General features: G+C 65.8%; 22 protein-coding genes. 7 read left to right on the top strand and 15 right to left on the bottom strand.

Going from position 1 to position 23,246, the window contains the following annotated elements:
- Positions 1-29 precede the first annotated feature (29 nt).
- Positions 30-2,321, top strand: coding sequence for an NADP-dependent malic enzyme (locus J5474_RS15175; RefSeq protein WP_209361764.1), 2,292 nt, complete (start codon positions 30-32; stop codon positions 2,319-2,321).
- A 25-nt stretch (positions 2,322-2,346) separates the two neighbouring features.
- On the opposite strand, the gene J5474_RS15170 is transcribed toward J5474_RS15175, so the two are convergent.
- Both J5474_RS15170 and J5474_RS15165 read right to left on the bottom strand, forming a co-directional pair.
- Entirely contained in the window at positions 2,347-2,796 is a 450-nt protein-coding gene (locus tag J5474_RS15170) for a GIY-YIG nuclease family protein (RefSeq protein WP_209361763.1), read from the bottom strand.
- A 76-nt stretch (positions 2,797-2,872) separates the two neighbouring features.
- Entirely contained in the window at positions 2,873-3,835 is a 963-nt protein-coding gene (locus J5474_RS15165) for a hypothetical protein (protein ID WP_209361762.1), read from the bottom strand.
- Between the two features lie 290 nt (positions 3,836-4,125).
- On the opposite strand from J5474_RS15165, the gene prpE reads away from it, so the two are divergent.
- Positions 4,126-6,015, top strand: coding sequence for a propionate-CoA ligase PrpE (prpE, locus tag J5474_RS15160; RefSeq protein ID WP_209361761.1), 1,890 nt, complete (start codon positions 4,126-4,128; stop codon positions 6,013-6,015).
- A 52-nt stretch (positions 6,016-6,067) separates the two neighbouring features.
- On the opposite strand, the gene J5474_RS15155 is transcribed toward prpE, so the two are convergent.
- The 5 genes from J5474_RS15155 to J5474_RS15135 all read right to left on the bottom strand — a co-directional run bounded on the left by J5474_RS15155 (position 6,068) and on the right by J5474_RS15135 (position 10,800).
- Positions 6,068-6,613, bottom strand: coding sequence for a hypothetical protein (locus J5474_RS15155; RefSeq protein ID WP_209361760.1), 546 nt, complete (start codon positions 6,611-6,613; stop codon positions 6,068-6,070).
- 41 nt (positions 6,614-6,654) lie between these two features.
- Positions 6,655-8,460 (bottom strand): Na+/H+ antiporter NhaA, encoded by a 1,806-nt coding sequence (gene nhaA / locus J5474_RS15150; protein WP_209361759.1) that lies wholly within the window; start codon positions 8,458-8,460, stop codon positions 6,655-6,657.
- A 424-nt stretch (positions 8,461-8,884) separates the two neighbouring features.
- Positions 8,885-9,547, bottom strand: coding sequence for a Hint domain-containing protein (locus tag J5474_RS15145; RefSeq protein ID WP_209361758.1), 663 nt, complete (start codon positions 9,545-9,547; stop codon positions 8,885-8,887).
- A gap of 121 nt (positions 9,548-9,668) precedes the next feature.
- Positions 9,669-9,887 (bottom strand): hypothetical protein, encoded by a 219-nt coding sequence (locus tag J5474_RS15140; protein WP_209361757.1) that lies wholly within the window; start codon positions 9,885-9,887, stop codon positions 9,669-9,671.
- A gap of 151 nt (positions 9,888-10,038) precedes the next feature.
- On the bottom strand, positions 10,039-10,800 hold the full coding sequence (locus J5474_RS15135; RefSeq protein ID WP_209361756.1) for an NAD kinase: 762 nt from the start codon (positions 10,798-10,800) through the stop codon (positions 10,039-10,041).
- 189 nt (positions 10,801-10,989) lie between these two features.
- Between J5474_RS15135 and glyA the strand changes: the two genes are divergently transcribed.
- Positions 10,990-12,273 (top strand): serine hydroxymethyltransferase, encoded by a 1,284-nt coding sequence (gene glyA, locus J5474_RS15130; RefSeq protein ID WP_209361755.1) that lies wholly within the window; start codon positions 10,990-10,992, stop codon positions 12,271-12,273.
- A 64-nt stretch (positions 12,274-12,337) separates the two neighbouring features.
- On the opposite strand, the gene J5474_RS15125 is transcribed toward glyA, so the two are convergent.
- Complete coding sequence (locus tag J5474_RS15125) at positions 12,338-12,799, bottom strand: hypothetical protein (protein ID WP_209361754.1); 462 nt, start codon at positions 12,797-12,799, stop codon at positions 12,338-12,340.
- A 161-nt stretch (positions 12,800-12,960) separates the two neighbouring features.
- Between J5474_RS15125 and J5474_RS15120 the strand changes: the two genes are divergently transcribed.
- Positions 12,961-13,719: a YHYH protein gene (locus tag J5474_RS15120; RefSeq protein ID WP_209361753.1), complete on the top strand. Its 759-nt coding sequence runs from the start codon at positions 12,961-12,963 to the stop codon at positions 13,717-13,719.
- A gap of 276 nt (positions 13,720-13,995) precedes the next feature.
- Here J5474_RS15120 and J5474_RS15115 read toward each other — a convergent pair whose 3' ends face one another.
- Both J5474_RS15115 and J5474_RS15110 read right to left on the bottom strand, forming a co-directional pair.
- Positions 13,996-14,187, bottom strand: coding sequence for a hypothetical protein (locus J5474_RS15115; protein WP_209361752.1), 192 nt, complete (start codon positions 14,185-14,187; stop codon positions 13,996-13,998).
- Between the two features lie 371 nt (positions 14,188-14,558).
- A complete protein-coding gene (locus J5474_RS15110) occupies positions 14,559-15,482 on the bottom strand; it encodes an HNH endonuclease (protein WP_209361751.1) in 924 nt (307 codons plus the stop codon).
- Between the two features lie 313 nt (positions 15,483-15,795).
- On the opposite strand from J5474_RS15110, the gene murJ reads away from it, so the two are divergent.
- Positions 15,796-17,349: a murein biosynthesis integral membrane protein MurJ gene (murJ, locus tag J5474_RS15105; protein ID WP_209361750.1), complete on the top strand. Its 1,554-nt coding sequence runs from the start codon at positions 15,796-15,798 to the stop codon at positions 17,347-17,349.
- 264 nt (positions 17,350-17,613) lie between these two features.
- Here the strand turns inward: murJ and J5474_RS15100 are convergent, their stop codons facing one another.
- On the bottom strand, positions 17,614-18,321 hold the full coding sequence (locus J5474_RS15100; RefSeq protein WP_209361749.1) for a rhomboid family intramembrane serine protease: 708 nt from the start codon (positions 18,319-18,321) through the stop codon (positions 17,614-17,616).
- A 76-nt stretch (positions 18,322-18,397) separates the two neighbouring features.
- Here J5474_RS15100 and trpS point away from each other — a divergent pair, with 76 nt between their 5' ends.
- A complete protein-coding gene (trpS, locus tag J5474_RS15095) occupies positions 18,398-19,429 on the top strand; it encodes a tryptophan--tRNA ligase (protein WP_209361748.1) in 1,032 nt (343 codons plus the stop codon).
- 203 nt (positions 19,430-19,632) lie between these two features.
- On the top strand, positions 19,633-19,860 hold the full coding sequence (locus J5474_RS15090) for a hypothetical protein (RefSeq protein WP_209361747.1): 228 nt from the start codon (positions 19,633-19,635) through the stop codon (positions 19,858-19,860).
- Between the two features lie 129 nt (positions 19,861-19,989).
- Here J5474_RS15090 and J5474_RS15085 read toward each other — a convergent pair whose 3' ends face one another.
- From J5474_RS15085 to ruvC, 4 genes are all read right to left on the bottom strand, one after another.
- Positions 19,990-20,643, bottom strand: a complete 654-nt coding sequence (locus J5474_RS15085; RefSeq protein ID WP_209361746.1) for a hypothetical protein — start codon at positions 20,641-20,643, stop codon at positions 19,990-19,992.
- Between the two features lie 97 nt (positions 20,644-20,740).
- Positions 20,741-21,766 carry a Holliday junction branch migration DNA helicase RuvB gene (gene ruvB, locus J5474_RS15080; RefSeq protein ID WP_209361745.1) on the bottom strand — a complete coding sequence of 342 codons (1,026 nt, stop codon included), beginning with the start codon at positions 21,764-21,766 and terminating at the stop codon, positions 20,741-20,743.
- A gap of 71 nt (positions 21,767-21,837) precedes the next feature.
- Positions 21,838-22,530, bottom strand: a complete 693-nt coding sequence (ruvA, locus tag J5474_RS15075) for a Holliday junction branch migration protein RuvA (protein ID WP_209361744.1) — start codon at positions 22,528-22,530, stop codon at positions 21,838-21,840.
- Positions 22,531-22,540: 10 nt separating this feature from the next.
- Complete coding sequence (ruvC, locus tag J5474_RS15070; protein ID WP_209361743.1) at positions 22,541-23,032, bottom strand: crossover junction endodeoxyribonuclease RuvC; 492 nt, start codon at positions 23,030-23,032, stop codon at positions 22,541-22,543.
- Positions 23,033-23,246: the final 214 nt, after the last annotated feature.

Here is a 23,246-nt window from a genome sequence, read left to right as displayed (position 1 = left end):
TTGCGCGGCAGCGCATCGGAGGAAACCGCATGGACGACCAGAGCCCCGACACCTCGAAGGACATTCTCCGCGAAGCGGCGCTGTTCTATCACGAGAACCCGAAACCCGGGAAACTGGAGATCCGCGCGACGAAACCGATGGCCAACGGCCGCGACCTCAGCCGCGCCTACTCCCCCGGAGTGGCGGAGGCCTGCCTCGAGATCAAGGCCGACCCGGCCAACGCACGGCGCTATACCACAAAGGGCAACCTCGTGGCGGTGATCTCCAACGGCACCGCCGTTCTGGGGCTGGGCAACATCGGCGCGCTGGCGTCAAAGCCGGTGATGGAGGGCAAGGCGGTCCTGTTCAAGAAGTTCGCCGGCATCGACTGTTTCGATATCGAAGTGGACGAACACGACCCGGAAAAGCTGGCCGAGATCGTCTGCGCGCTGGAGCCGACATTCGGCGCCGTGAACCTTGAGGACATCAAGGCGCCGGATTGCTTCATCGTCGAACGGATCTGTCGCGAGCGCATGAACATCCCCGTTTTCCACGACGACCAGCACGGCACGGCCATCGTTGTGGGCGCGGCGGCCACCAACGCACTGCATGTGGCCGGCAAGCGGTTCGAGGACGTCAAGGTCGTCTCCACCGGCGGCGGGGCGGCGGGCATCGCCTGTCTGAACATGCTTCTGAAGCTGGGGGTGAAGCGCGAGAACATCTGGCTGTGCGACATCCACGGGCTGGTCTACGAAGGCCGGGCAGAGGACATGAACCCGCAGAAGGCTGCGTTCGCGCAGGCGTCGGACAAGCGGACGCTGGATGACGTGATCGACGGCGCCGACCTCTTCCTCGGGCTGTCGGGGCCGGGCGTGCTGCACCCCGAACACGTTCGGCGGATGACCGCCCGACCGATCATCTTTGCCCTCGCCAACCCGACGCCGGAATTGATGCCCGATCTCGCCCGCGAGGCGGCACCGGATGCGATCATCGCCACCGGACGCAGCGATTTCCCCAATCAGGTCAACAATGTGCTGTGCTTCCCCTTCATCTTCCGGGGCGCACTGGACGTGGGCGCCACCACGATCAACGATGAAATGGAAGTGGCCTGCGTCGAAGGCATCGCCGCGCTGGCACGAGCCACGACCAGCGCGGAGGCTGCCGCCGCCTACCGGGGCGAGCAGCTGACCTTTGGCGCGGATTACCTGATCCCGAAGCCTTTCGACCCGCGTCTTTCGGGCGTCGTGTCGACCGCTGTGGCCAAGGCCGCGATGGAAACCGGCGTCGCCACCCGCCCGCTGACCGATCTGAAGGCCTACAAGCACAAGCTCGACGCCTCCGTCTTCAAGTCGGCGTTGCTCATGCGCCCGGTTTTCGAGGCCGCCGCCACCGCATCGCGCCGCATCGTGTTTTCCGAGGGCGAGGACGAGCGCGTACTGCGCGCCGCGCAGGCCATCCTGGAGGAGACCACGGAAACGCCGATCCTCATCGGCCGTCCCGAAGTCATGGAAGCGCGCTGCGAACGCTTTGGCCTGAAGGTCCGGCCAGGGCAGGATTTCCACATCGTGAACCCGGAAAACGACCCCCGCTACCGCGACTACTGGGAGACCTATCACCGCATCATGGCACGGCGCGGCGTGACACCGGACCTTGCCCGCGCGATCATGCGCACCAACACCACCGCCATCGCCGCCATCATGGTGCAGCGCGACGAGGCCGACAGCATGATCTGTGGCACCTTCGGGGAATACCGCTGGCATTTGAACTACATCCGGCAGGTTCTGGGCAGCGCGCGGCTGCACCCGCAGGGCGCCCTGTCGCTGATGATCCTCGAAGACGGCCCGCTGTTCATTGCCGATACCCACGTCCACAGCCGCCCCACGCCCGAGGAACTGGCCCACAGTGCCATCGGCGCCGCGCGCCATGTACGCCGCTTCGGGCTGTCACCCAACGTGGCCTTCTGTTCGCAGTCGTCCTTTGGCAACCACCCCGAAGGCTCGGGCAAGCGGCTGCGCGAGGCGCTGGAGATCCTCGACGCGCGGGAATGCGATTTCTGTTACGAGGGCGAGATGAACGTGGATGCGGCTCTCGACCCCGAGCTGCGCGAGAGGCTGATGCCCGGCAATCGCATGAAAGGGGCCGCCAACGTGCTGATCTTTGGCCATGCGGACACGGCATCCGCCACTCGCAATATCCTGAAGATGAAGGCGGGCGGGCTGGAGGTCGGGCCGATCCTGATGGGGATGGGCAACCGGGCGCATATCGTGACGCCCTCGATCACGGCGCGGGGCCTTTTGAACATGGCCGCCATCGCGGGCACCCCGGTCGACGTCTACGGCTGAACGGTGGCGGCTGAACGGCCGCAGCTCAGGTATCGTAGGGCGTCGCGGATTTCATCTGCCGTTGATTGTAGTGGCATTCGTAGTACTGCATCATCGCGGTCTCGATATCCATGCGGGCACGGCGGGCGATCATCAACGGCGCCCAGCGTACATAGATCGTGCCCGTATGGGCCGGGTCCACAAGCCGGGCTTCGATATTCTGGTGGCGGCGGTGCAGGATAAACAGCGCCCCCATGTGCCGGACCTTCGTCGTTGTCGGATCGGCGCGCAGATAGCTGCGCAGGCGCGCGCGCAGCCCCCCCGCCATGCCGGTCTCTCCGATATAAAGCACGTGGTGCTTGCGCAGCGGGGCCGGGTCTTCCGTGAAGGCGTAGAAACCCGGATGCGTCGGGATCAGCGACATGTCGGCCACAAGCTTTGGGGCCGCGACCGGCTGCGCCCATTGCACCCATTCCATCCAGTCCGGCTGTTCCATCGATCCACTCCCGCAGCGCCCGCATCAACAGACTGTCCGACCCGGCAGCCATTCCGTAAAGTCAGGTAAGCCTGACCTACTCCGGCGCGAGCCTCCCGTCCTGAAGGGTCCAGATCTGCGTGCAGGAACCCGCGCGGCGAGATCCGCAGAGCGCACCGCGAAGCAAAAGGCGCAGCGCGCCGGGGGTCTCCATGGCGATGTCCTGAACGGCGTTGAGGAAGACCCGCGCGTAGCCCGTTGGCCCCGGCTTCCAGACAGAGGCAAGGCAACCGGCGGGTCCGCAAACCAGATTGTCCTGTGCAGAACAAATCAGGCGCTCGTGGCGCAGGATCAAACCGTCCTTCTGTTCGTCCGCCAGTTCCACCGTTCGTGCACCCGACGCGGCGACCTCCGGCGCAGCAAGGTCGACCGCAGTCGCGTAACCCTCACCGACTGTCACCGTGCCGCCCAGTGCCGCACAGGCCGCACGCATGTCTGTCAGCACCCGCGCCGCAGGGTCCCTTTCGACCACCTGCGACGGTGCCTCTGGCGCCGGCACCGGGCAAGCGCCCTGCAATGCGTCAAGCGCGGCGCGCGACCCCTTCAGTGACAAACGCCATAGCAGCGGCGGCGCATCCTCCGTTTCCCAATAGCGCAGGTCCATCGCCGACCCGGCCTGCAAACGCGCTATCGCCCCGGCGTGGGCGGCGGTCAGGGGCGCCTCGAAGGTCCCAAGGCCCGTCGTGGTAAAGGACAGAGGTGCCAGTGCCCGCGCGCCAACAAAGATCAGCACATTGAGGTCGGCCCGCGCCAGCAATACGGCATCCCCCTGCGCGCTCAGGCCGAAACGGATCCCCTGCCCCGCGTCGCATGACAGGCCGAAGCACAGCCGCCCGTCCTTGCCTGCGCCCGCCCCGTCAGCGCAGACCCAGGCCGCGTGGCGGCCAGTTTCCGGCCCATCCTGGTAAACCCATTTCGCCTGCGCGGCGCTGGCAAGGGACCCCATGAAGCCTGCGACAAGGCACGCCATGAGGCCCGCAATCGCCCGATGTGCTCTCATCCTCGTTCCCGCAACCTGCCCCGTTCTTTTGCCCGAAGGAGGCCACGGCGGGGCCATCGCGTCAAGCGACTCGCCGCTTTGCACAGGGCGCAGGTGACGGTTTGCAAAGGTGCCGCATCTTCGCACCCTGCCGCACAGATCCTCCGGATTTGCAAAGATTTTCAGGCCGCGCCCGCCGTGCGTCCGCAAACTTCCTGCGTTAATCCGTCCTGTCATGCGCCAACACACTTGCGAGAGCGCCTACCCGCGTCCTAAGCCCGAAGGCGAGGAGACCGCGGAGGAGAGGGCCCATGGGATACAAGGACGTCTACGACAGCTGGAAAGCCGACCCGGACGCATTCTGGATGGAGGCGGCCCGCGCAATCGACTGGGACACCCCCCCGTCGCAGGCGCTTTTTGACCGCGGCGACCATATGTACGAATGGTTCGCGGACGGTATGGTGAACACCTGCTGGAACGCCGTGGACCGCCACGTCGAGGCCGGACGCGGCGAGCAGACCGCCATCATCTACGACAGCCCCATCACGCATACGAAGCGCGAAATCTCCTTTGTCGAATTGCGCAACCGGGTGGCTATGCTGGCAGGCGCGCTGCGCGCGAAGGGCGTGGAGAAGGGCGACCGCGTCATCATCTACATGCCGATGATCCCCGAGGCGTTGGAGGCAATGCTGGCCTGCGCGCGGCTGGGCGCGGTGCATTCGGTGGTTTTTGGCGGGTTCGCCGCCCATGAACTGGCGGTCCGCATCGACGACGCGACACCCAAGGCGATCATCGCGGCAAGCTGCGGCATGGAGCCGGGGCGCGTGGTGCATTACAAGCCCCTGCTCGACAACGCCATCGAGCAGGCGACCCACAAGCCCGATTTCTGCGTGATCTTTCAACGCGAACAGGAGGTGGCGAAACTGATACCGGGCCGCGACTACAACTGGCATGGCTTTCAGTACGGCGTGCAACCCGCCGACTGTGTCCCGGTAGAAGGCAACCACCCCGCCTACATCCTCTATACCTCCGGCACCACGGGCCAGCCCAAGGGCGTTGTCCGCCACACCGGCGGGCATCTCGTGGCGCTGAACTGGTCGATGAAGAACATCTACAACGTCGATCCCGGCGATGTCTTCTGGGCCGCATCCGATGTAGGGTGGGTCGTGGGGCATTCCTACATCTGCTATGGGCCGCTGATCCACGGCAACACCACCATCGTGTTCGAAGGCAAGCCCGTCGGCACGCCCGATGCGGGTACCTTCTGGCGGGTGATCTCCGAACACAAGGTGCGGTCGTTCTTCACCGCCCCCACAGCCTTTCGCGCGGTGAAACGCGAAGATCCGAAGGGCGGGTTCATCGCGAAATACGACCTGACTGACTTGCGCGCGGTCTTCCTTGCCGGGGAACGCGCCGATCCGGCCACCATCGAATGGGCGCAGGAACACCTGAAGGTGCCGGTGATCGATCACTGGTGGCAGACCGAAACCGGGTGGTCCATCGCCGCGAACCCGTTGGGGATCGAGGAACTGCCGGTCAAGCTCGGATCCCCCACGGTGCCGATGCCGGGCTACGATGTCCAGATCCTCGACGAGGCGGGCCACCCGCTTCCCGACGGCGAATTGGGGGCCATCGCGGTGAAGCTGCCGCTGCCCCCCGGCACCCTGCCGACGCTGTGGAACGCAGAAGGACGGTTCCAGAAGTCCTACCTCGACCACTTCCCCGGTTACTACGAAACCGGCGACGCGGGGATGAAGGACGCGGAGGGATACCTCTACATCATGGCGCGCACCGATGACGTCATCAATGTCGCGGGCCACCGCCTGTCCACCGGCGCGATGGAGGAGGTGCTCGCTTCCCACGCAGACGTGGCCGAATGTGCGGTAATCGGGGTCACGGACGACCTGAAGGGGCAGTTGCCTCTGGGCTTTTTGTGTCTGAACGCTGGCTGCAACCGCCCGCACGACGTCATCGTGAAAGAAAGCGTGGCACTGGTGCGCCAGCAGATCGGACCGGTGGCGGCGTTCAAACTCGCTTGCGTGGTGGACCGTCTGCCAAAGACCCGCTCCGGCAAGATCCTGCGCGCGACCATGGTGAAGATCGCCGACAGCGAGACCTTCAAAATGCCCGCGACAATCGACGACCCGGGGATCCTGGAAGAGATCAGCCAAGCGCTGCGGGGCCTTGGCTACGCAAAATGATCACCGCAAAGGCCCCGCTTGGCGGCGGGGCCTTTGCGTATAAGGGCAATCCTCAGGTCTCGATTTCCTCGGGCACCGCACGCAGCGACTTTTCCTGCCCGAAGAATTGCACGCCTTCCTCACCGTCTGGAATGGGCGTGCCGTCCGCCTGCGTGGTCACCGATACATAGCCGCCATCCTCAAGCGCGTAATAGGTGGTGCATAGCGTGCCCAGCGCCTCGATCGCGGCCATGAACTGGTTCTGCACCATCTCGTTCATCGTGCTGTCGGGGCTTTGCAACTGCATCGTGATGTCATCGGGAGCCATGCAGATGCGGTCCCCCTCCAACGTCCCGGTGCCCATCACCGTACCCTCCACATCGTCCGCAAAGAGGCTACGTGCCGTGCCTGCCACCATATCCCCGTCAAAGGTGAGCTGCGTCACCGCCTCGCAACTGTCGCTGTCCATGTCGTAGTTGGCGCATTCGTAGGGCGCTTCTGCGACGATCTCCTGCAGCATTTCGCCGGTTACCAGCGTGCGCTCGCTCGGTTCCGCGTCCTGCGCCAGCGCGGCACAGGCAGTGCCTGCCAACAGCGCGGCAAGTGTCAGGGTCTTCATGGCGGATCTCCTTGTGTCCTGCCACAGGAACGCGTGGGTGCTCAGCCCGTTCCGTTCGCCCCGATCTTTGGCGCGAACCACAGGATTGCGGATCCGGCCACCGCCGCGCAAGTGGAGGCCAGCAGGACCGCCAGTTTCACGCTTTCCAGCTCTCCGCCCTCGAAAGCGGCCGAACTGATGAAGATCGACATGGTAAAGCCGACCCCGGCCAGGAACCCGGCACCGATCATCTGCAGCCAGCTGATCTCGGACGACAACCGCGCAAAGCCCAGTTTCGTCGCGATCCAGACGATGCCGACGATGCCCAGCGGCTTTCCGATCAGCAGCCCCAGCATCACCCCAAGGCTTTCGGGCGCGAGGGGAGAGAAGCTCGATCCGATGATCAGCAACCCGGTGTTGAAGAAGGCAAAAAGCGGCAGGATCAGATAGTTGGAATAGGCCTCCAGCGCCTCCTGCAGGTGAAAGCCCGGCTCGCGCAGGCGTTCCACCGCGTTCTGCAGGCGGCGCACGGCGGTGTCGCCCATCTTCGCGGGCTCGTCCTCGCCCTCTACGATCGCTGCGGCCTGCGCGGCCACGCTGCGGCCGTCCGCCGGGCGGCGCGAGGGCAGCATCGCCGCGGTGATGACCCCTGCCAGCGTCGCATGCAGCCCGCTTTCGTGGATGTAATACCACAACACCACGCCCAGGAACATGTAGGGCATCCGGTTCCAGACCCTGCCCCAGTTCAGCGCCGCCATCACCGCCATGACCGCAAGCGCGAGGAAGAAGGGCTGCAGGTGGAAACCTTCGCCGTAGAACAGCGCGATGACCATGATCGCACCGAGGTCGTCGGCGATGGCGAGCGCGGAAACGAAGACCTTCAGCGAGGTCGGCACCTTCGACCCCAGCAGCGCCATGATCCCGAGGGTAAAGGCGATGTCGGTCGCCATCGGCACGCCCCAGCCGTGGATGTATTCGCCGCCAAAGTTGATGCCGACGTAAACGAGCGCGGGCACTACCATGCCGCCCACCGCGCCGATGATCGGCAGAATGGCGCGGTCCCATTCGCTGAGTTCGCCAAAGATGATCTCGCGTTTGATCTCGATGCCGACCAGCAGGAAGAACAACGCCATGAGGCCGTCGTTGATCCACATTTCCAGCGGCAGGGCAAAGCTGTGCTCGCCGAAACTCAGGGCGAAATCGGTTTCGCGAAACTGTTCGTAGCTGTCGTGCCAGCCCACGTTGGCGACCACCAGCGCCGCCAGCGTGGCGAGGATCAGCACCAGCCCGGCCGAGGCCGCCCAGTGAAAGAAATCCTCTCCCGCCAGCGAGATGCGCACGCCCAGCGGGCGCTCGATGGCATCGATGATCGCGTCCTCGTCCCATGCCCCGCCGTAAAATCGCCCGTCGATGAAGATCAGCGGCATATGCAGGTCAGAGGTGTCCCCCAGCGCGTTCCGGTCAAAGGCCAGCTTTTCGTCCGTCGCCTCTGCGCGCATGTCGTCACGGAACTGGTAAAGGTCGAGGGACAGGTGCCGGGCCAGATTTTCCAGCCCCTCCTGTGTATACTGGGGGGGCTGTTCGAACAGCAGGCGGTGCATGTCAGCGAATTTACCCTGCCGTTCCGCGGCAATGGCAGCGCGGGCCGCCAGTTCTGCGCCCCGGTCGCCCTCTTCGGGCATGATGAAGCGCACCACCGTCGCTGTGCTCTGCTCGCCGAAACGTTTCGGAGAGCGGCGGATGATGTCGCGGATGCGCCGGGTATGGCGGCAGGTGTAATCCACGTACCAGATGATTTCGACCTCGCCACCGCCTTCCAGCACGATGTCGCGGTCGGGATCGTAGGTGCATTCGAGATCATGTGCCAAGCGTGGGGCCTCGTTGTCTGACCGGGCCGTTCGTCGCCCCTGCCCGGCAAGATGAGGCAAAATCCTCTCCGAGCAAGTCTTGAGACCCCGGAATAGCCCACGGAATAGCCCCCGGAATGCCCGCTCCGCCTGCCTGGGCACCTGCCCCGCTGCCCGGCGGAACCCCGCTGCGCCAGACGGTGCACCGCCCTCGTGGACCCCGCCCGGCAGACAGCGTCCGGCAGACGGCATCCGGCGACTGAACACCCGCGGTTATGCGGGTCGCCTGCGGCGCCGGCGCGTGTCCGTCGATGGCCTTGGCTCGGCGTGTGTACGCCCACTGCCCTTCAGGTCGTGTCCGGCCAACCGTATCTCTGTGAGTCTGCCGCAGGTTTGCCGGACCAAACCCAAGCCAAACCAGATCCGAACCGCCGCGCCGCAGTTGCTATCCGGCCCGGTGGCCGATCCGTGCCACCTGCGGCGTTTCGCGTAGCGGCACCACCAATGGCATCCGGCTGCGCATCGACCGCTCCACCAGCTTTTCCGCCTTTCGCATCGACAGGATCGGGCGCACGCGCCGCATCTCTTGCCAGTGACCCTCGGCCCAGCCCAGCGTTTCCGCTAGGTCGATGCGCTGGGTCGGCGCCATGGCCTGCACTGCCAGTGGCTCCGGCAGGATGCTTTCGACCCCCGCACCTTCGGCCAGCAGCAGGACGTGGCGCGCGCAGGCGAGGTGGATGTAGTCGAGTTCCGGTAACGAGGGCATCAGTCGCACCCCCGGCAACGGCGTCAATGCCAGCGCGGGCACCAGCGCCTCCCGCTCCCCGGCGAGGCGCGAAACCTGGGGCGAACGCACCAGCACCCGATGCGTGGGCGCAATCATCACCGCGCGCTCCGGCGTGCCGGGGCCCAGGGCCTCCCGCCCGATGCGGATCGGGCGCTTGCGCTGGTCCGACATCTGCTCGGCCCAGGTAATGCGCGACCGACCGACCCAAAGAACCGTCTCGGCCGCGCCGTCAAGCGTGGCGACCAGATCCCCCGGCTTCAAAGATTCCACCGGGCGACCGCCGCCCGGCGTCGCAATTGTACATCCTTTTACAAAACACATCGGCGCCCCCTGATGTCCGAAACGCGAGGCGCCGCAACAGCCGCCCTCCCCGCGTGATGGCGGGCACTATCCCCGCCGCAAGTAAATCCGAGGTTCACGCCGGGCAGAGAAACGTCGCATTTTATGCATCAATTCCTTGGTGGGTAGAGACTTCCTTTCCGGCAATTGGCAAAATCCAGAACCTTCTGGCGGGCAGCCGGCTCATCCCCGAACGTGATGCCCAGGCGATCCGTGCCGACGCTGACACCGTCTCTTTTGCCGTGACGGGGTCCATCATGCCCTCTTTCACCCCTTGGCGGACGAACGCGCCGGTCACCGGGCAGGTCGAAATCAGACTCATACCCAACGACCGCGCCAATGCCGCCTGGCGCAGGCCCGATAGCCGTTACCTTCGTCATCGCGATCAAAGGCGCCCTTCAACGACTCGGGCGGCGGCGGGACGGCGGGCGGGCGCCTCTGCCGTCAGGCAGACAGTCCCGTGCGTCGGCGCCTCAGACAAACTGCTCGCGGATAAGCCGTTCCTCCAGGCCATGGCCCGGATCGAAAAGTACCCGGTGCTGCACCCCCGGCTCCGACCGCACGTGCACCTGCAGCACGTCCCGAACGGAAACGCTGTCCGCCTCCGCCATCACCGGGCGCTTCTCGGCCTCCAGCACTTCGAAGCCCACCTCCGCTGCCTTTGGCAGCAGCGCCCCACGCCAGCGCCGGGGCCGGAAGGCCGCCACCGCCGTCAGCGCCAGCACATCCGCGCCAATCGGCAGAATTGGCCCATGCGCGCTGTAGTTGTAGGCGGTTGATCCGGCGGGCGTCGCCACCAGCGCTCCGTCGCAGACAAGTTCCGGCAGGCGCACCTTGCCGTCGACGCTGATCTTCAGCTTTGCCGCCTGCGGACCGGCGCGCAACAGCGAGACTTCGTTGATGGCCAACCCGCGATGTTCCGTTCCGTCCGCGCAGAGCGCGCGCATCCCCAGCGGGTTGATCACCGCCTCTTCCGCCGCCTTAAGGCGTTCCACCAGCCCGTGCTCGGAGTAGCCGTTCATCAAGAATCCCACCGTGCCGCGGTTCATCCCGTAGACTGGTGCCGCGACCTCCTGCGTGCGGTGCAGCGTCTGCAGCATGAAACCGTCACCGCCCAGCGCCACGATCACATCGGCGCCGCGCTCGGCGTGATCGCCGTAGCGCCGCGTCAACGCGGCCAGCGCGGCCTGCGCGATCGGCGCGCGCGACGCGCAAAAGGCGATCCTGAGCGACATGGCTTTCTCCCGGCGAACAAGTGGCGCGGGTTTCCGACCCGCGTCTTTCGTCGCGGATCGAACCACATTCGACCGCCATGAACCAGACGTGCCGCAAGAATATTACACTAAGTCGTTTTGCCATATTTGACGCTCCCCGGCTTTCCTTTACGAGAGCCGTTAACCGAATCCTGACAGGAGGCCCGCACCATGACCACGAACGGTTTCTTCACCGAAGACCTCGCCGACCGCGATCCCGAACTCTTTGCCGCGATCACCGGCGAATTGGGCCGCCAGCGCGACGAGATCGAACTGATCGCCAGTGAAAACATCGTTTCCCGCGCCGTGATGCAGGCGCAGGGCTCCGTCCTGACCAACAAATATGCCGAAGGGTATCCGGGCCGCCGCTACTACGGCGGCTGCGACTGGGTCGATGTGGCCGAGAACCTCGCCATCGAGCGAGCAGAGCAACTGTTCGGCTGCGCGTTCGCCAACGTACAGCCGAACTCCGGCTCCCAGGCCAATCAGGGCGTGTATCAGGCGCTGATCCAGCCCGGCGACACCATCCTCGGCATGAGCCTCGACGCGGGCGGGCACCTGACCCACGGGGCCAAACCGAACCAGTCCGGCAAGTGGTTCAATGCCGTGCAATATGGCGTGCGGCAGCAGGACAACATGCTGGACTACGATCAGGTCGAGGCGCTGGCAAAGGAGCACCAGCCGAAGATCATCATCGCAGGCGGCTCCGCCATCCCGCGTCAGATCGACTTTGCCAGGATGCGCGAAATCGCCGACATGGTGGGCGCCTATCTGCACGTCGACATGGCGCATTTCGCGGGTCTGGTCGCCGCGGGCGAACACCCCTCGCCCTTCCCGCATGCGCATGTGGCGACCACCACCACCCACAAGACCCTGCGCGGCCCGCGCGGCGGCATGATCCTGACCAACGACGAAACCATCGCCAAAAAGGTCAACTCCGCAATCTTCCCCGGCATTCAGGGCGGCCCGCTGATGCACGTCATCGCTGCGAAGGCCGTGGCCTTTGGCGAGGCACTGCGTCCCGGCTTCAAGACCTACGCACAAAACGTCATCGCCAATGCGCAGGCCCTGTCCGACCAACTGATCAAGGGCGGGCTGGACACCGTGACCCACGGCACCGACACCCACGTGGTTCTGGTCGATCTGCGCCCCAAGGGCGTGAAGGGCAACGCCACCGAAAAGGCGCTCGGCCGCGCGCACATCACCTGCAACAAGAACGGCGTGCCGTTCGACCCCGAAAAGCCGACCGTGACCAGCGGCATCCGCCTCGGATCGCCCGCTGGCACCACGCGCGGGTTTGGCGAGGCCGAGTTCCGCCAGATCGCCGACTGGATCATCGAAGTGGTCGACGGTCTCGCCGCCAATGGTGAGGACGGCAATGCCGAGGTCGAAGCCAAGGTAAAGGCCGAGGTCGAGGCGCTTTGCCAGAAATTCCCGATCTACCCGACGCTCTGAACCGACTGCGGATCGATCGGACGACCAGACGACTGAAGGGCGGGGAAATCCCCGCCCTTTTTCGTCAGCGCACCAGCCCGCAATCCTCCACGAGCACCGAAAGCGCGCGCAGAAAGGCCTCCGTCTCGTTGCCTTCGCACAGGATCCCCGCGTAGCCCTGCGCCGCTGCCTCATGGCCACGCACTACCGCGCGCAGCGTGTTCATGAACAGTTTTTCGTGATCGCTGACCCAGGCCGAACAGGACGCGCAGCGCGCGGCGTTGAAGCGGAACACCGACTGCCGCGCCTGCCGCATCGCCTGCACCGCACACAGCACCGACAGCCCTGCGCGCGGCCCCTGCTCTGACCCGAAGCACGCCAGTGCGTCCGATGTGGCCGCCAGCCAGCCATGCTCTCCGGGTGCCGCAAAGGTCTCGAGGTAATGCCGCGCGATGCTCAGCACGATGAATTCCGGTGGCGTCAGGCGGAGCGCCTCGATCCGTGTTCCCCGCCGCGACTCGGCGCATCCATTTGACTGAAGTCCCATCCCTCGATCTCCCTCAGGAACCCTCCGCTCCACGCGCGGGAAGGCTCGGACAATTCATCAATAATTTATAAGTATTTTAGTCAGATATTGGCAACCCCAATTTTTGCGACAAAAACTCATCGCCACCCCGTATCATCCCCCGAAAACAGGAGGAGAGACCAATGCGCAGCCCGATCCCGGCAACCCTCATCAGCACCACGCTCGCCATAATTCTTGGCGCAGCGCCGCTCGCTGCCCAGAACGGCGTGACGATCACCACCCGGGGCGGGCAGACCTGCATCTCCTCCAATGGCCTGCCGGATCATGCCACGGGCAAGTTCCCCAATCGCGGCAACCCACATGCCATCCGGCAGCAGAATACCCGCGTCTGCGTGCCGTCGAACCCGAAAAAGGGTTCCAGCCCGCAACCCGTCCAGACCCCCGGCATCGCCACCAACGGCGTCATCATCCGCCCCGACACCGCCGACTACTACGATGCGGCCAGCCCGCGCCGGCATTCGCGCGATCCGGCCTCGGGCTGGCTGCTCGAAGCCATGGGCGCCCGCGATGCGCTCGGCCTCGACAACCAGAACGCCCATGTGGACGAACGCGGCCTCTACCATTACCACGGCATGCCCCCGGCACTGACCGGCGTGAGCGACACCTCTCTGATCGGATACGCCGCCGACGGTTTCCCGATCCATTACATCGGGTCCAAGGCCCGCCCCGCGTGGATGCTCAAACAGGGCAGCCGCCGGACCGCTCCCGGCGGCCGCCACGATGGAACCTACGTGGAGGACTACGAACACATCCGGGGGGCAGGCAACCTCGATGAATGCAACGGGGCCACCGTGAACGGCCACTACCTCTACTTCGCCACCGACGGCTTTCCCTTCTTCCCGCGCTGCCTCTACGGCACACAGATCACCCGGATCCGCTAACCCACGTCACCCGGAGAGCATCCCCCGCGCTCTGCAAGATCGGTCTTGGCGTCGACGGCCAGCCTTCTTCTTGCGGGCTTCTTGCGGGACGGATGTCAGCGTGACGCTCAGGATCAACTTCGGAAGGTGCTCGTTCGCCTGCGCCACGGTTCGGGGCTCCAGGCAAAACTTCCAGATCGTCGGCCGACTGAGCGAAACGTGCAGGGATGTCCTGAGCGGGCTGCGCCTTGGCGGCCTGACGGGCCAAAGGCTGGGCCTCGAGCACCTTGCCCCTGACTACATCTCTGTGTCGCCAGCGCTGCGCCTGCGCTCTTGGGACTTCAGGTCGGAAACGGTATCCTCGACCTCGAGTTGCCGCATCTCGGCGCGGAACGCTTGTTCGAAGGTGTGGATCAGTTCCGGGCCTGACAGCAGGGGCTTGCGCCCGAGGAACGATCCACAGATCCTCGAAGGTCTCCCACGCAGCATCCGCCTCGGTCGTGAAGAACGCGCGCTCGCCGGTGTCGGGGTGATAACGTCGTCCGAGTTTGCAGACCTACGCTTCTCCGATCCAGAGGCGACTGCTCAGGATTCCCTCGTGACGGGACTTGTTGCCGCGGCTATTCGTGCCGACCAAGGCCCAGAACACCCCGGCACCGCGCAAGTCGGCCAGACGCAGCCGACAAGCCCAAGCGACACAAGAACGTGCCGCCGGTCGATATCAGCGCGCTGGATGAACGCGGCCACAAACTGCCATTCATGTGTTTGCAGAGGCGCAGCAACTGCCGGGTCCTTTTGGCATTTACCCGCAACGCCGGCAACACCATCCCCCGACTGCGGTCGCAGGGGCTGGCAAGTCCCTATCCCCAGGAAACAGGCTCGCTCGGCAACATGCGGCCGAAAACATTTTCACGGTGCCAGCGCAGGTTCTCCGGGTGCGGCGCGTTCCTTGGATCGGCGGGTCTCACCAGCTTACCATCCGGCGCCAGTAACCGCCCCACGACATCGCCCGGCACTTTGTTGTGGGATACAAGGATCGTCTCGCCGTCATCAGCGACCGAGAGCAGGCCGCGATCGAACATCCAGTGCAGCGTCCCCGACAGCGCCAGTCCGTTGCGGACCGAGTCGCTGCCCTGACTCTCAACGGGCCGAATATGCGCCGCCTGCACCTCGGGCCGCCCGCCGCCGTTGCGCAGCATCAGGCCCGACATGGCGCAACGGAAGCCATAGGCCTCGCGAACCTTCCGACGAAACGCAACATCGCGGTAGGGCCTGCGGGTGAGCCGCTCGAGCACCGGTCGCTCGAAGGTCTGGGCCCCCTCGGCAAGGCCGGACCGCTGCGGGTCGTAGCGTGTCGTCTCGATCTGCTCCAGCTCCTGAGGCAGGCCGAGGTTCACGATGCGGGCGAAGTCGGCTTCCGGCAGCCGCCGCACGGCAAGCTGCACGGCGCCGCCCTTCTTCGGCGAGCCATCGGGCTCGGTCAGCGCGGCCTCCATGGGCCGGCCCTGCATCAGCCGCGGCACCTCCCAGTCGAAGGGAAGGAAGCTGCCCGGCGCGATCATGGCCAGGAACCGCCCCTCGACCCCCGGCTTCGGGATCACCCGGTCGATCTTCGCAACCGCGAAGTAGCCGCGCGGCCCGGCCTTCACGGGCTCGTAATAGACGATCCAGTCGCCGACGGCCTCCTCGACCGCCTTGAGGTAGGTACGCGGGAAATCGTAAACCACATCAGGCTCGTCCTCGTAAATCGAGTCGGCCTTGTGCAGGAGGACAAGCTTCACCATGCGCCCAGGAAAACTGTAACAGCCGGAGATGCAAGGATTTCCTGCGCGAGGCGTTCAAGCACAGTTGAAGCGGGTATTCTCCGGACACCGCCGCGCTGCCATGGCTCAGATTGCGCTTGAGAGCGGCAATCGACGGCCGGGCAGCGCCCTCCGCCTCGTCGCAGGACCACCCTCGGGAACGAAACCCCGGGCCTCCGCCGATGTCCTACAGGTTTCGTTCAGGTTTCGCGCAGCAGCCACGGGCGGGCTTCACCCGGCTGGCCTTTCACGATACGCCGACATCAAACGGGCATCAATCGGGCGATCCTACATCATGAAACCCATCCGCCTCGTCTCGGGCGTTCTCACTGTCGGCTTCTGGACGCTTGCGTCCCGCGTTCTCGGGCTCGTGCGCGACATCCTCATCGCGACCCTTATCGGCCCCGGCCCGTTGATGGACGCCTTCGTTGCCGCTTTCCGCCTGCCCAACATGTTCCGCCGCTTCTTTGCCGAGGGCGCGTTCAATGCCGCCTTCGTGCCGATGTTCTCGAAAAAACTCGAGGCCGACGAACATCCGCAGCAGTTCGCCCGCGATGCCTTCAACGGGCTGGCCTTTGTCCTGCTGATCCTCACCGCGCTGGCCTTGATCTTCATGCCCGCGCTGGTCTGGGCCACGGCAGGCGGTTTTGCCGGAGATGAGCGCTTCGACCTTACCACCGCCTTCGGGCGCATCACCTTTCCCTATATCCTGCTCATCTCGCTTGCCGCGCTTTTCTCCGGCGCGCTGAATGCGGCGGGGCATTTCGCTGCGGCCGCCGCCGCACCGGTGCTGTTGAACATCCTCGTGGTGACCGCGCTGCTGTTGGGCCCCGCCTACCTCGGAGGAGACGCGATCTGGTGGCTGATCTGCTGCATTCCGCTTGCCGGGGTGGCGCAGCTGCTGCTGGTCTGGGTGGCCGCCGAACGCTCCGGCCTGCGGGTGCGCCCGGGCCGCCCGCGCCTCAGCCCCGACATGAAACGCCTTACCCGCATCGCCATCCCGGCGGCGCTGGCCGGGGGCGTGATGCAGGTGAACCTGCTGGTGGGCCAGCAGGTGGCCTCCCACTTCGACAAGGCCGTGGGCTGGCTTTACTCCGCCGACCGCCTCTATCAGTTGCCGCTGGGCGTCGTGGGCATCGCAATCGGCATCGTGCTGCTGCCTGACCTGTCGCGCCGCCTGAAGGCGGAGGATCACAACGGCGGGCGCGCGGCCTTTTCGCGAGCGGGCGAACTCAGCCTCGCGCTGACCGTACCCTGCGCCGTGGCGCTGGTGGTGATCCCGCTGCCGCTGGTTTCGGTCCTGTTCGAGCACGGCCGTACCGGGCCGGCCGACGCCCGCGCCATTGCGCTGGCTGTGGCGATCTACGGCCTCGGGCTGCCCGCCTTCGTGCTTCAGAAGGTTCTGCAACCGCTGTTCTTCGCACGGGAGGATACGCGGTCTCCGTTCCGCTATGCGGTCTGGTCCATGGTCATCAATGCCGTGGCCGCAATCGGCCTTGCGCCCTGGCTAGGCTGGCTGGCGCCCGCCATCGCTACGTCTCTGGCCGGCTGGACGATGGTCGTGCAACTGGGCTGGGGCGCACGACGCATGGGCGATGTCGCCCGGTTCGACGCGCGTTTCTATTCACGCCTGATGCGCGTCATTGCTGCCTCCGCCATCATGGGCGCGGTGCTTTGGGGTGCGGAACAAGCCCTGCGTCCCTGGCTGGAACAGCCCTTTACCCGCGTCTTGGCGCTGCTGGCCCTGATTGCCATCGGGGCCGCTGTCTACGGCATCGCGGGGCAGGCGCTTGGCGCCTTCCGCCTGTCGGAGTTCCGCAGCATCCTCAGCCGGAGAAAAGCGCGGTAACCGCTCCCGCCACGATCCCCAAAGCCCCCAGCGCTGCGCAGGCGCAGTGATCCGATGCAGACATGAGTGGCGCAGCAAGTCGCCATCCAAAGCGTGATGCCCGAAGTGCCGCTGAGACCCCGCGCCTGCCAGAGCCGCTCTTGCGACCCGGGCCGACCGCACCCGTGGCGGGCGGCATCCGGCCCTGGCAGAGCCGCTCGGGGCACTGCGCAGGTCCCCGGCCCGGCGCATGGCCGGACGGCAGCCCAAGCGTCTTTCTGACCGTCAGCGCGCGCCCCTGAGACGCGCCAGCAACCGCGCCCAGCCGCCCGGGATCAGCACCACCGACAGCAAAAAGCCCGTGACGAAGCCCGCAAGCTCCGCGATCCAGCTGTCATCGCTGCCAAACATGAGCCCAAAGAGCAGCTGGATCGCCAGCAGCACTCCGATCAGACTGAAGGCGCGCATCTGCGGGGCCCCCACCGCGCCGAGTTGCAGCCACAGCAGGTAGGAAAACCCGCCGATAAGCCCGTAGGCCGCCGGATAGGCCCCGATCAACCACGGCCCGTCGCTGAGCACACCAAAGGCAACCGCTCCCACCGCCGCGCTGGCGAAATAGATCGCCACGAAGGGCAGCGCCCCCATGGCCTCCACCACTGCCTTGCCCATGGCGAGGATGAAAACCATGCCAAAGATGGCCTGATAGAACGACCCGTGCAGGAAGCTGTAAGAGAAGACCCTCAGCAAGTGGTGCAATGGCCATGTCCCGGTTGCCATCATCCAGTCGAAGACCTGCCCGGAAAACCCGAACCGCTCGATGTAGGTGGCGCGCAGCCCGATCCCTTCCGGCCCGCCGACCATCCCCATCTCGCCCAGAGTAAAGACCGCCTCGATTCCCAGCAGGACGAGAAACATCGCCACCACCACCGGCGGCACCGGGTGCACGGGGGCCTCGTTCATCGGGTGCTTGCGCGGGTCGTTGGGATCGCTCATGTCGGCTTCTTCCTTGACGGGTGTGCGCCCCCTCGGTACGCCAGCCGGACAGCTTTTTCCAGACGGAGACATCGCCATGACCGAGGGGGTCCAAACCTCTCCCGCCTTCACGCCCCGGGTCTTTTCCGGCATCCAGCCCTCAGGCGGGCTGACGCTGGGCAATTACCTCGGCGCGCTGAAGCGTTTCGTCGACAGCCAGAACAGCGGGGTGCAGTCGATCTACTGCATGGTCGATCTGCACGCGATCACCGTCTGGCAGGATCCGGCCAGCCTGCGCAACGCCACGCGCGAACTCTGCGCGGGCTACATCGCCTCGGGCCTCGACCCGGAAAAGTCGATCCTGTTCAACCAGAGCCAGGTCAGCGCCCATGCCGAACTGGGCTGGGTGTTCAACTGTGTCGCCCGCATGGGCTGGATGCAGCGCATGACCCAGTGGAAGGACAAGGCGGGCAAGAACGCTCAGAACGCCTCGCTTGGCCTTTTCGCCTACCCGGCGCTGATGGCGGCGGACATCCTGCTGTACCACGCGACCCACGTCCCTGTCGGCGAGGATCAGAAGCAGCACGTCGAACTGACCCGTGACATCGCCACCAAGTTCAATCACGATTTCGGGGTGGATTTCTTCCCGATCCCCGAACCGGTGATCGAGGGCACGGCGACCCGCGTCATGTCGCTGCGCGACGGGTCGAAGAAGATGTCGAAATCCGACCCCTCGGATATGTCGCGCATCAACCTGACCGACGATTCCGACTCCATCGCGGCCAAGATCCGCAAGGCGAAGACCGACCCCGACGCCCTGCCCTCGGAGGCCGAGGGGCTGGAGGGCCGCCCGGAGGCGAAGAACCTCGTCAACATCTACGCCGCGCTCAACGACCAGACGCAGGCGCAAGTGCTGGCCGAGGTTGGCGGCAGGCAGTTTTCGGAGTTCAAGCCGATGCTGGCAGACCTCGCGGTAGCAAAGCTGTCGCCCATCTCAACCGAGATGGGGCGCCTGATGCAGACACCGGACGAGATCGACGCCATCCTCCGTCGTGGTGCCGAACGCGCCCGCGAAATCGCCAACCCGATCATGGCGCGTACGCTCGACATCGTCGGCATGGTGCGCTGACGCCCGGATGATGGATACATCAAAGGCCCGGTCCACGATCGGGCCTTCTGCGTGCTGCGCTGGGGCGGCGGCGTGGAATAAATCATTTGCCTTTCAGAATCCCCCTCACAAACTGACCCGGTCAATCAACCAGCCCCCCAAAGGGGCCTCCGCCCTGGGAGGACCGATGCCCGCTCAGTTATTCTTTCGATCCCGGCCTTTGCATGGTCGAGGCGCATTTTACCGGCGATGTCAGCGACGACATTGACACAATCACGGACCGGGCCGACCGCCTGACCGCCTTCTGCCACCTGCTCCGTCGGGTCAGGCTGCTGGCGCTGGTTGATATTGCGCCGGGCGACTATGGCCCCCTCCGGCATCAGCCCCCCAGCCTCTCGACCTTCAACCTTGCCTATATTTCGCATTTCGCGCTGGTTACCGACGCGTCCTGATTCGGCCCGATCAGCCGCGAGGCACGCGGCCATCCCATGGTCACCTTCCGGCGCTGCCTGCCCGGCGTGCTCGATGGCCCCGCCGCTGGCTCGATAGCACCACGCCGCCCGCCATCGCGGTCTGGACAGTCACCCCGTCAGCGCCAGCGTCGCCCGCGCCGCCAGTCGCAGCGCATGGCTGGGATCGTCCGCGGCCGCAGGCATCACCGGATCATAGGCCGCGCGGATCACCGCAGCCACATCCGGGCGCAGCACCGCGCGCCCCGCCGCCAGCGCCAGCGGCGCGCGGGTGCGAAAGGCGCCTTCGGACCAGCTCAGCATGACTTGCACGGCCTGCGTCAGGGCAAGCTCCTCTGCCGGGACCGCCGCCAGGGCCGCGTCCATCCGCAGAAAGACGAAACAGGCCCGGATCGCGCCATTGGCATCGAAGCGGAAGACGCGATACTGGTTGGCCCCCTCCGTCTCCAGCCGGGCCAGCATCTCCGGCAGGCCTTCCACCATGCGTCCGAGGTCCGGCACCGCGTTCAGCTCCGCCCAGTCGCGGAAGAAGAACACCATCAGGTTGGTGCCCTGCTCCGGGTCAGTCTCTGCCATCTGATGCCCGGCCATGGAGCAGACCGCCTCCAGCGCGCCCTTCACCACCGCCAGGGTTTCATCCTCGATCCCAAAGATGATCGGCGCGATGGGTCGCCCCCAGCGGGCGCAGAAGTAGCCCCCCGCCTCGCGGGTGAACAGCGCCGTCACCGCCTCCGGCGAAACCGCCCCTGTCTCTTCGCTTTCCAATTGCTCAACTCCGCTGTCCGCAGTCGCGCCGCCAAGTCAGGCGCCACAGAATGATCCGGCGCGGGGATACACCCCGCAGCCCCCGCAGGGCAACCGGTCAGCCGTCGAAGAGCGTCCCCTGCCCGGGCGCGCGCGGGGGTTCCAGCCCGATGTGCCGCCACGAGGCCTGCGTCAGCATTCGGCCACGCGGGGTCCGCTGGATCAGGCCCTGTTGCAGCAGATAGGGTTCCACCACCTCCTCCAGCGCGTCGCGGCTTTCGGATAGTGCGGCCGACAGCGTTTCGATCCCCACTGGCCCGCCACCGTAGCTTTGGGCGATCAGCTGAAGGTAGCGCCGGTCCGCGCCGTCCAACCCCAGCGCATCGACACCGAGCCGCGTCAACGAGCTGTCCGCCAGAGCGCGCGTCACCACGCCACCACCCTCGACCACGGCAAAATCCACGACCCGGCGCAAGAGCCGTCCGGCAATGCGTGGCGTACCGCGCGCGCGGCGGGCGATCTCCAGCGCGCCGTCGCCTTCGACCCGCACGCCGAGCTTGCGCGCGTTGCCCGCGACGATGGTCTCCAGCTCGTCGATGGTGTAGAAATTCAGCCGTGTCGGAATGCCGAAGCGGTCGCGCAGGGGCGTCTGCAACAACCCGAGACGTGTCGTGGCCCCGACCAGCGTGAAGGGCTGCAACTCGATCCGCACCGTCCGCGCCGCCGGACCCTCGCCGATCACGAGGTCCAGTTCGTAATCCTCCATCGCCGGGTACAGCACCTCCTCGACCACCGCGCTCATGCGGTGGATCTCGTCGATGAACAGAACGTCGCGCGCTTCGAGGTTGGTCAGGATCGCCGCCAGATCGCCCGCCTTCGCCAGCACCGGCCCGGAGGTCATGCGAAATCCGACCCCCAGCTCCCGCGCCATGATCTGCGCCAGAGTGGTCTTGCCCAGTCCGGGGGGGCCGTGAAACAGCGTATGGTCCATCGCCTCGCCACGCGTGCGCGCGCTTTCGATAAAGACCCGCAGGTTGGCCCGCGCCTCCGCCTGCCCCACGAAATCGTCAAGCATCTGCGGCCGAAGCGCCCGGTCGCGGTCCTCCGGCAGCGGCTCCGGACGCAATGTCGGATCAGGTCCCATGCGACTGCTTCACTCCGTAGGGTGGGTTTGGAACCCACCGCCTTCGTCTGCGGGACGGGGCGCGCCCCGCCTCACCCCTTCGGCGCCAAAAGCCGCAGCGCCGCGCGGATCAGCCCCGCGGTATCCTCCTCCGGCGCTTCGCCCGCCGCCTGCGCCACCGCGCCGGCCGCCTCTCCCGGCGCATAGCCGAGGTTGCCCAGCGCGGACAAGGCTTCTGCCTGCGCCGAGGGCGACGGACTTGGGGCCGCAGCGGCTTGGGCGGGCGCGCCCGCTGCCTCGATCACCGCGTCGTCCTCGGGTGCCGCCGTGCTGCCCGGCACGCCCGCTGCCCCCACTGGCGCATTGATGCCCATGGCCATGACCGTGGGCGCCTTGTCCTTCAGCTCGTTGACGACGCGCTGCGCCGACTTCGGGCCGATGCCCTTGGCCGCCTTGATCGCGTTCCAGTCGCCCAGCGCGATCGCCCGGCTGGTGCCATCCGCCCCCAACGCGGAGAGGATCGCCAGTGACGCCTTTGCCCCCACCCCCTGCACCGACATGAGCAGGCGGAACCACTCCTTCTCCACCAGCGTCGGAAAGCCGAAGAGCTGCAACAGGTCCTCTCGCACCAGCAAGTCGGTATACAGCGCGACCGCCTCTCCGCCTCGGCCCAATGCCGCCAGAACCCGGTCGGTGCAGTAGACCATGTAGCCCACCCCCCGCACGTCGATCAGCACATGATCGTCGCCCTTGTAAACGATGACGCCCGCGATACGCCCAATCACGACAAGACCCTCATGCCCGCACCTTCATTCTTTGCATTCCCGATTGATGCGCGTGGCAGATGGCAATGGCCAGCGCGTCCGCCGCGTCCGGTCCGGTCAGCACCGCGCCGGGCAATTGCATCTTTACCATATGCTGGATCTGCGCCTTGTCCGCGTGGCCGACGCCGACCACCGTCTTCTTGACCTGGTTGGGGGCGTATTCGCCCACCGACAGCCCGAACTGCGCGGGCACCAGCAGCGCCACACCCCGCGCCTGCCCCAGCTTCAACGTGCCCACCGCGTCCTTGTTGACGAAAGTCTTCTCAATCGCCGCCTGATCCGGGCGCCAGGTCTCGAAAACCCGTGTCAGCTGACCGTGCAGCGACAATAGCCGCAGCGACAGTTCCGCCGCGCCATCCGAATCGCAGGTCCCGTTGGCGACATGCCGCAACCGGCTGCCCTCGACGTCGATCACGCCCCATCCGAGGTGTCGCAACCCCGGATCAATGCCTAAAATCCGCATACCTGCCCGCTCTTGTCATTTTGTCGCAAGGATTAGCACGAAACGCGAACATGTGCCAAGGTTAATGCGCGGCGGCATAAATTCGACACGCGCTCGCGCGTTTGCGACACACCCACCCGGTCGCAGCAAATCCGCTGGCCGAATCCGCCGCTTCAGGCGCCGGAAACGACACAGTGCTCAGGCGAATTTTTGCCAATTTTTACAGACCATTAAC

Source organism: Sagittula salina (genome assembly GCF_017813235.1).
Taxonomy (GTDB): domain Bacteria; phylum Pseudomonadota; class Alphaproteobacteria; order Rhodobacterales; family Rhodobacteraceae; genus Sagittula; species Sagittula salina.
Note: the sequence above shows the minus strand (reverse complement) of the source record. Positions and strands in the feature narration are given on the sequence as shown.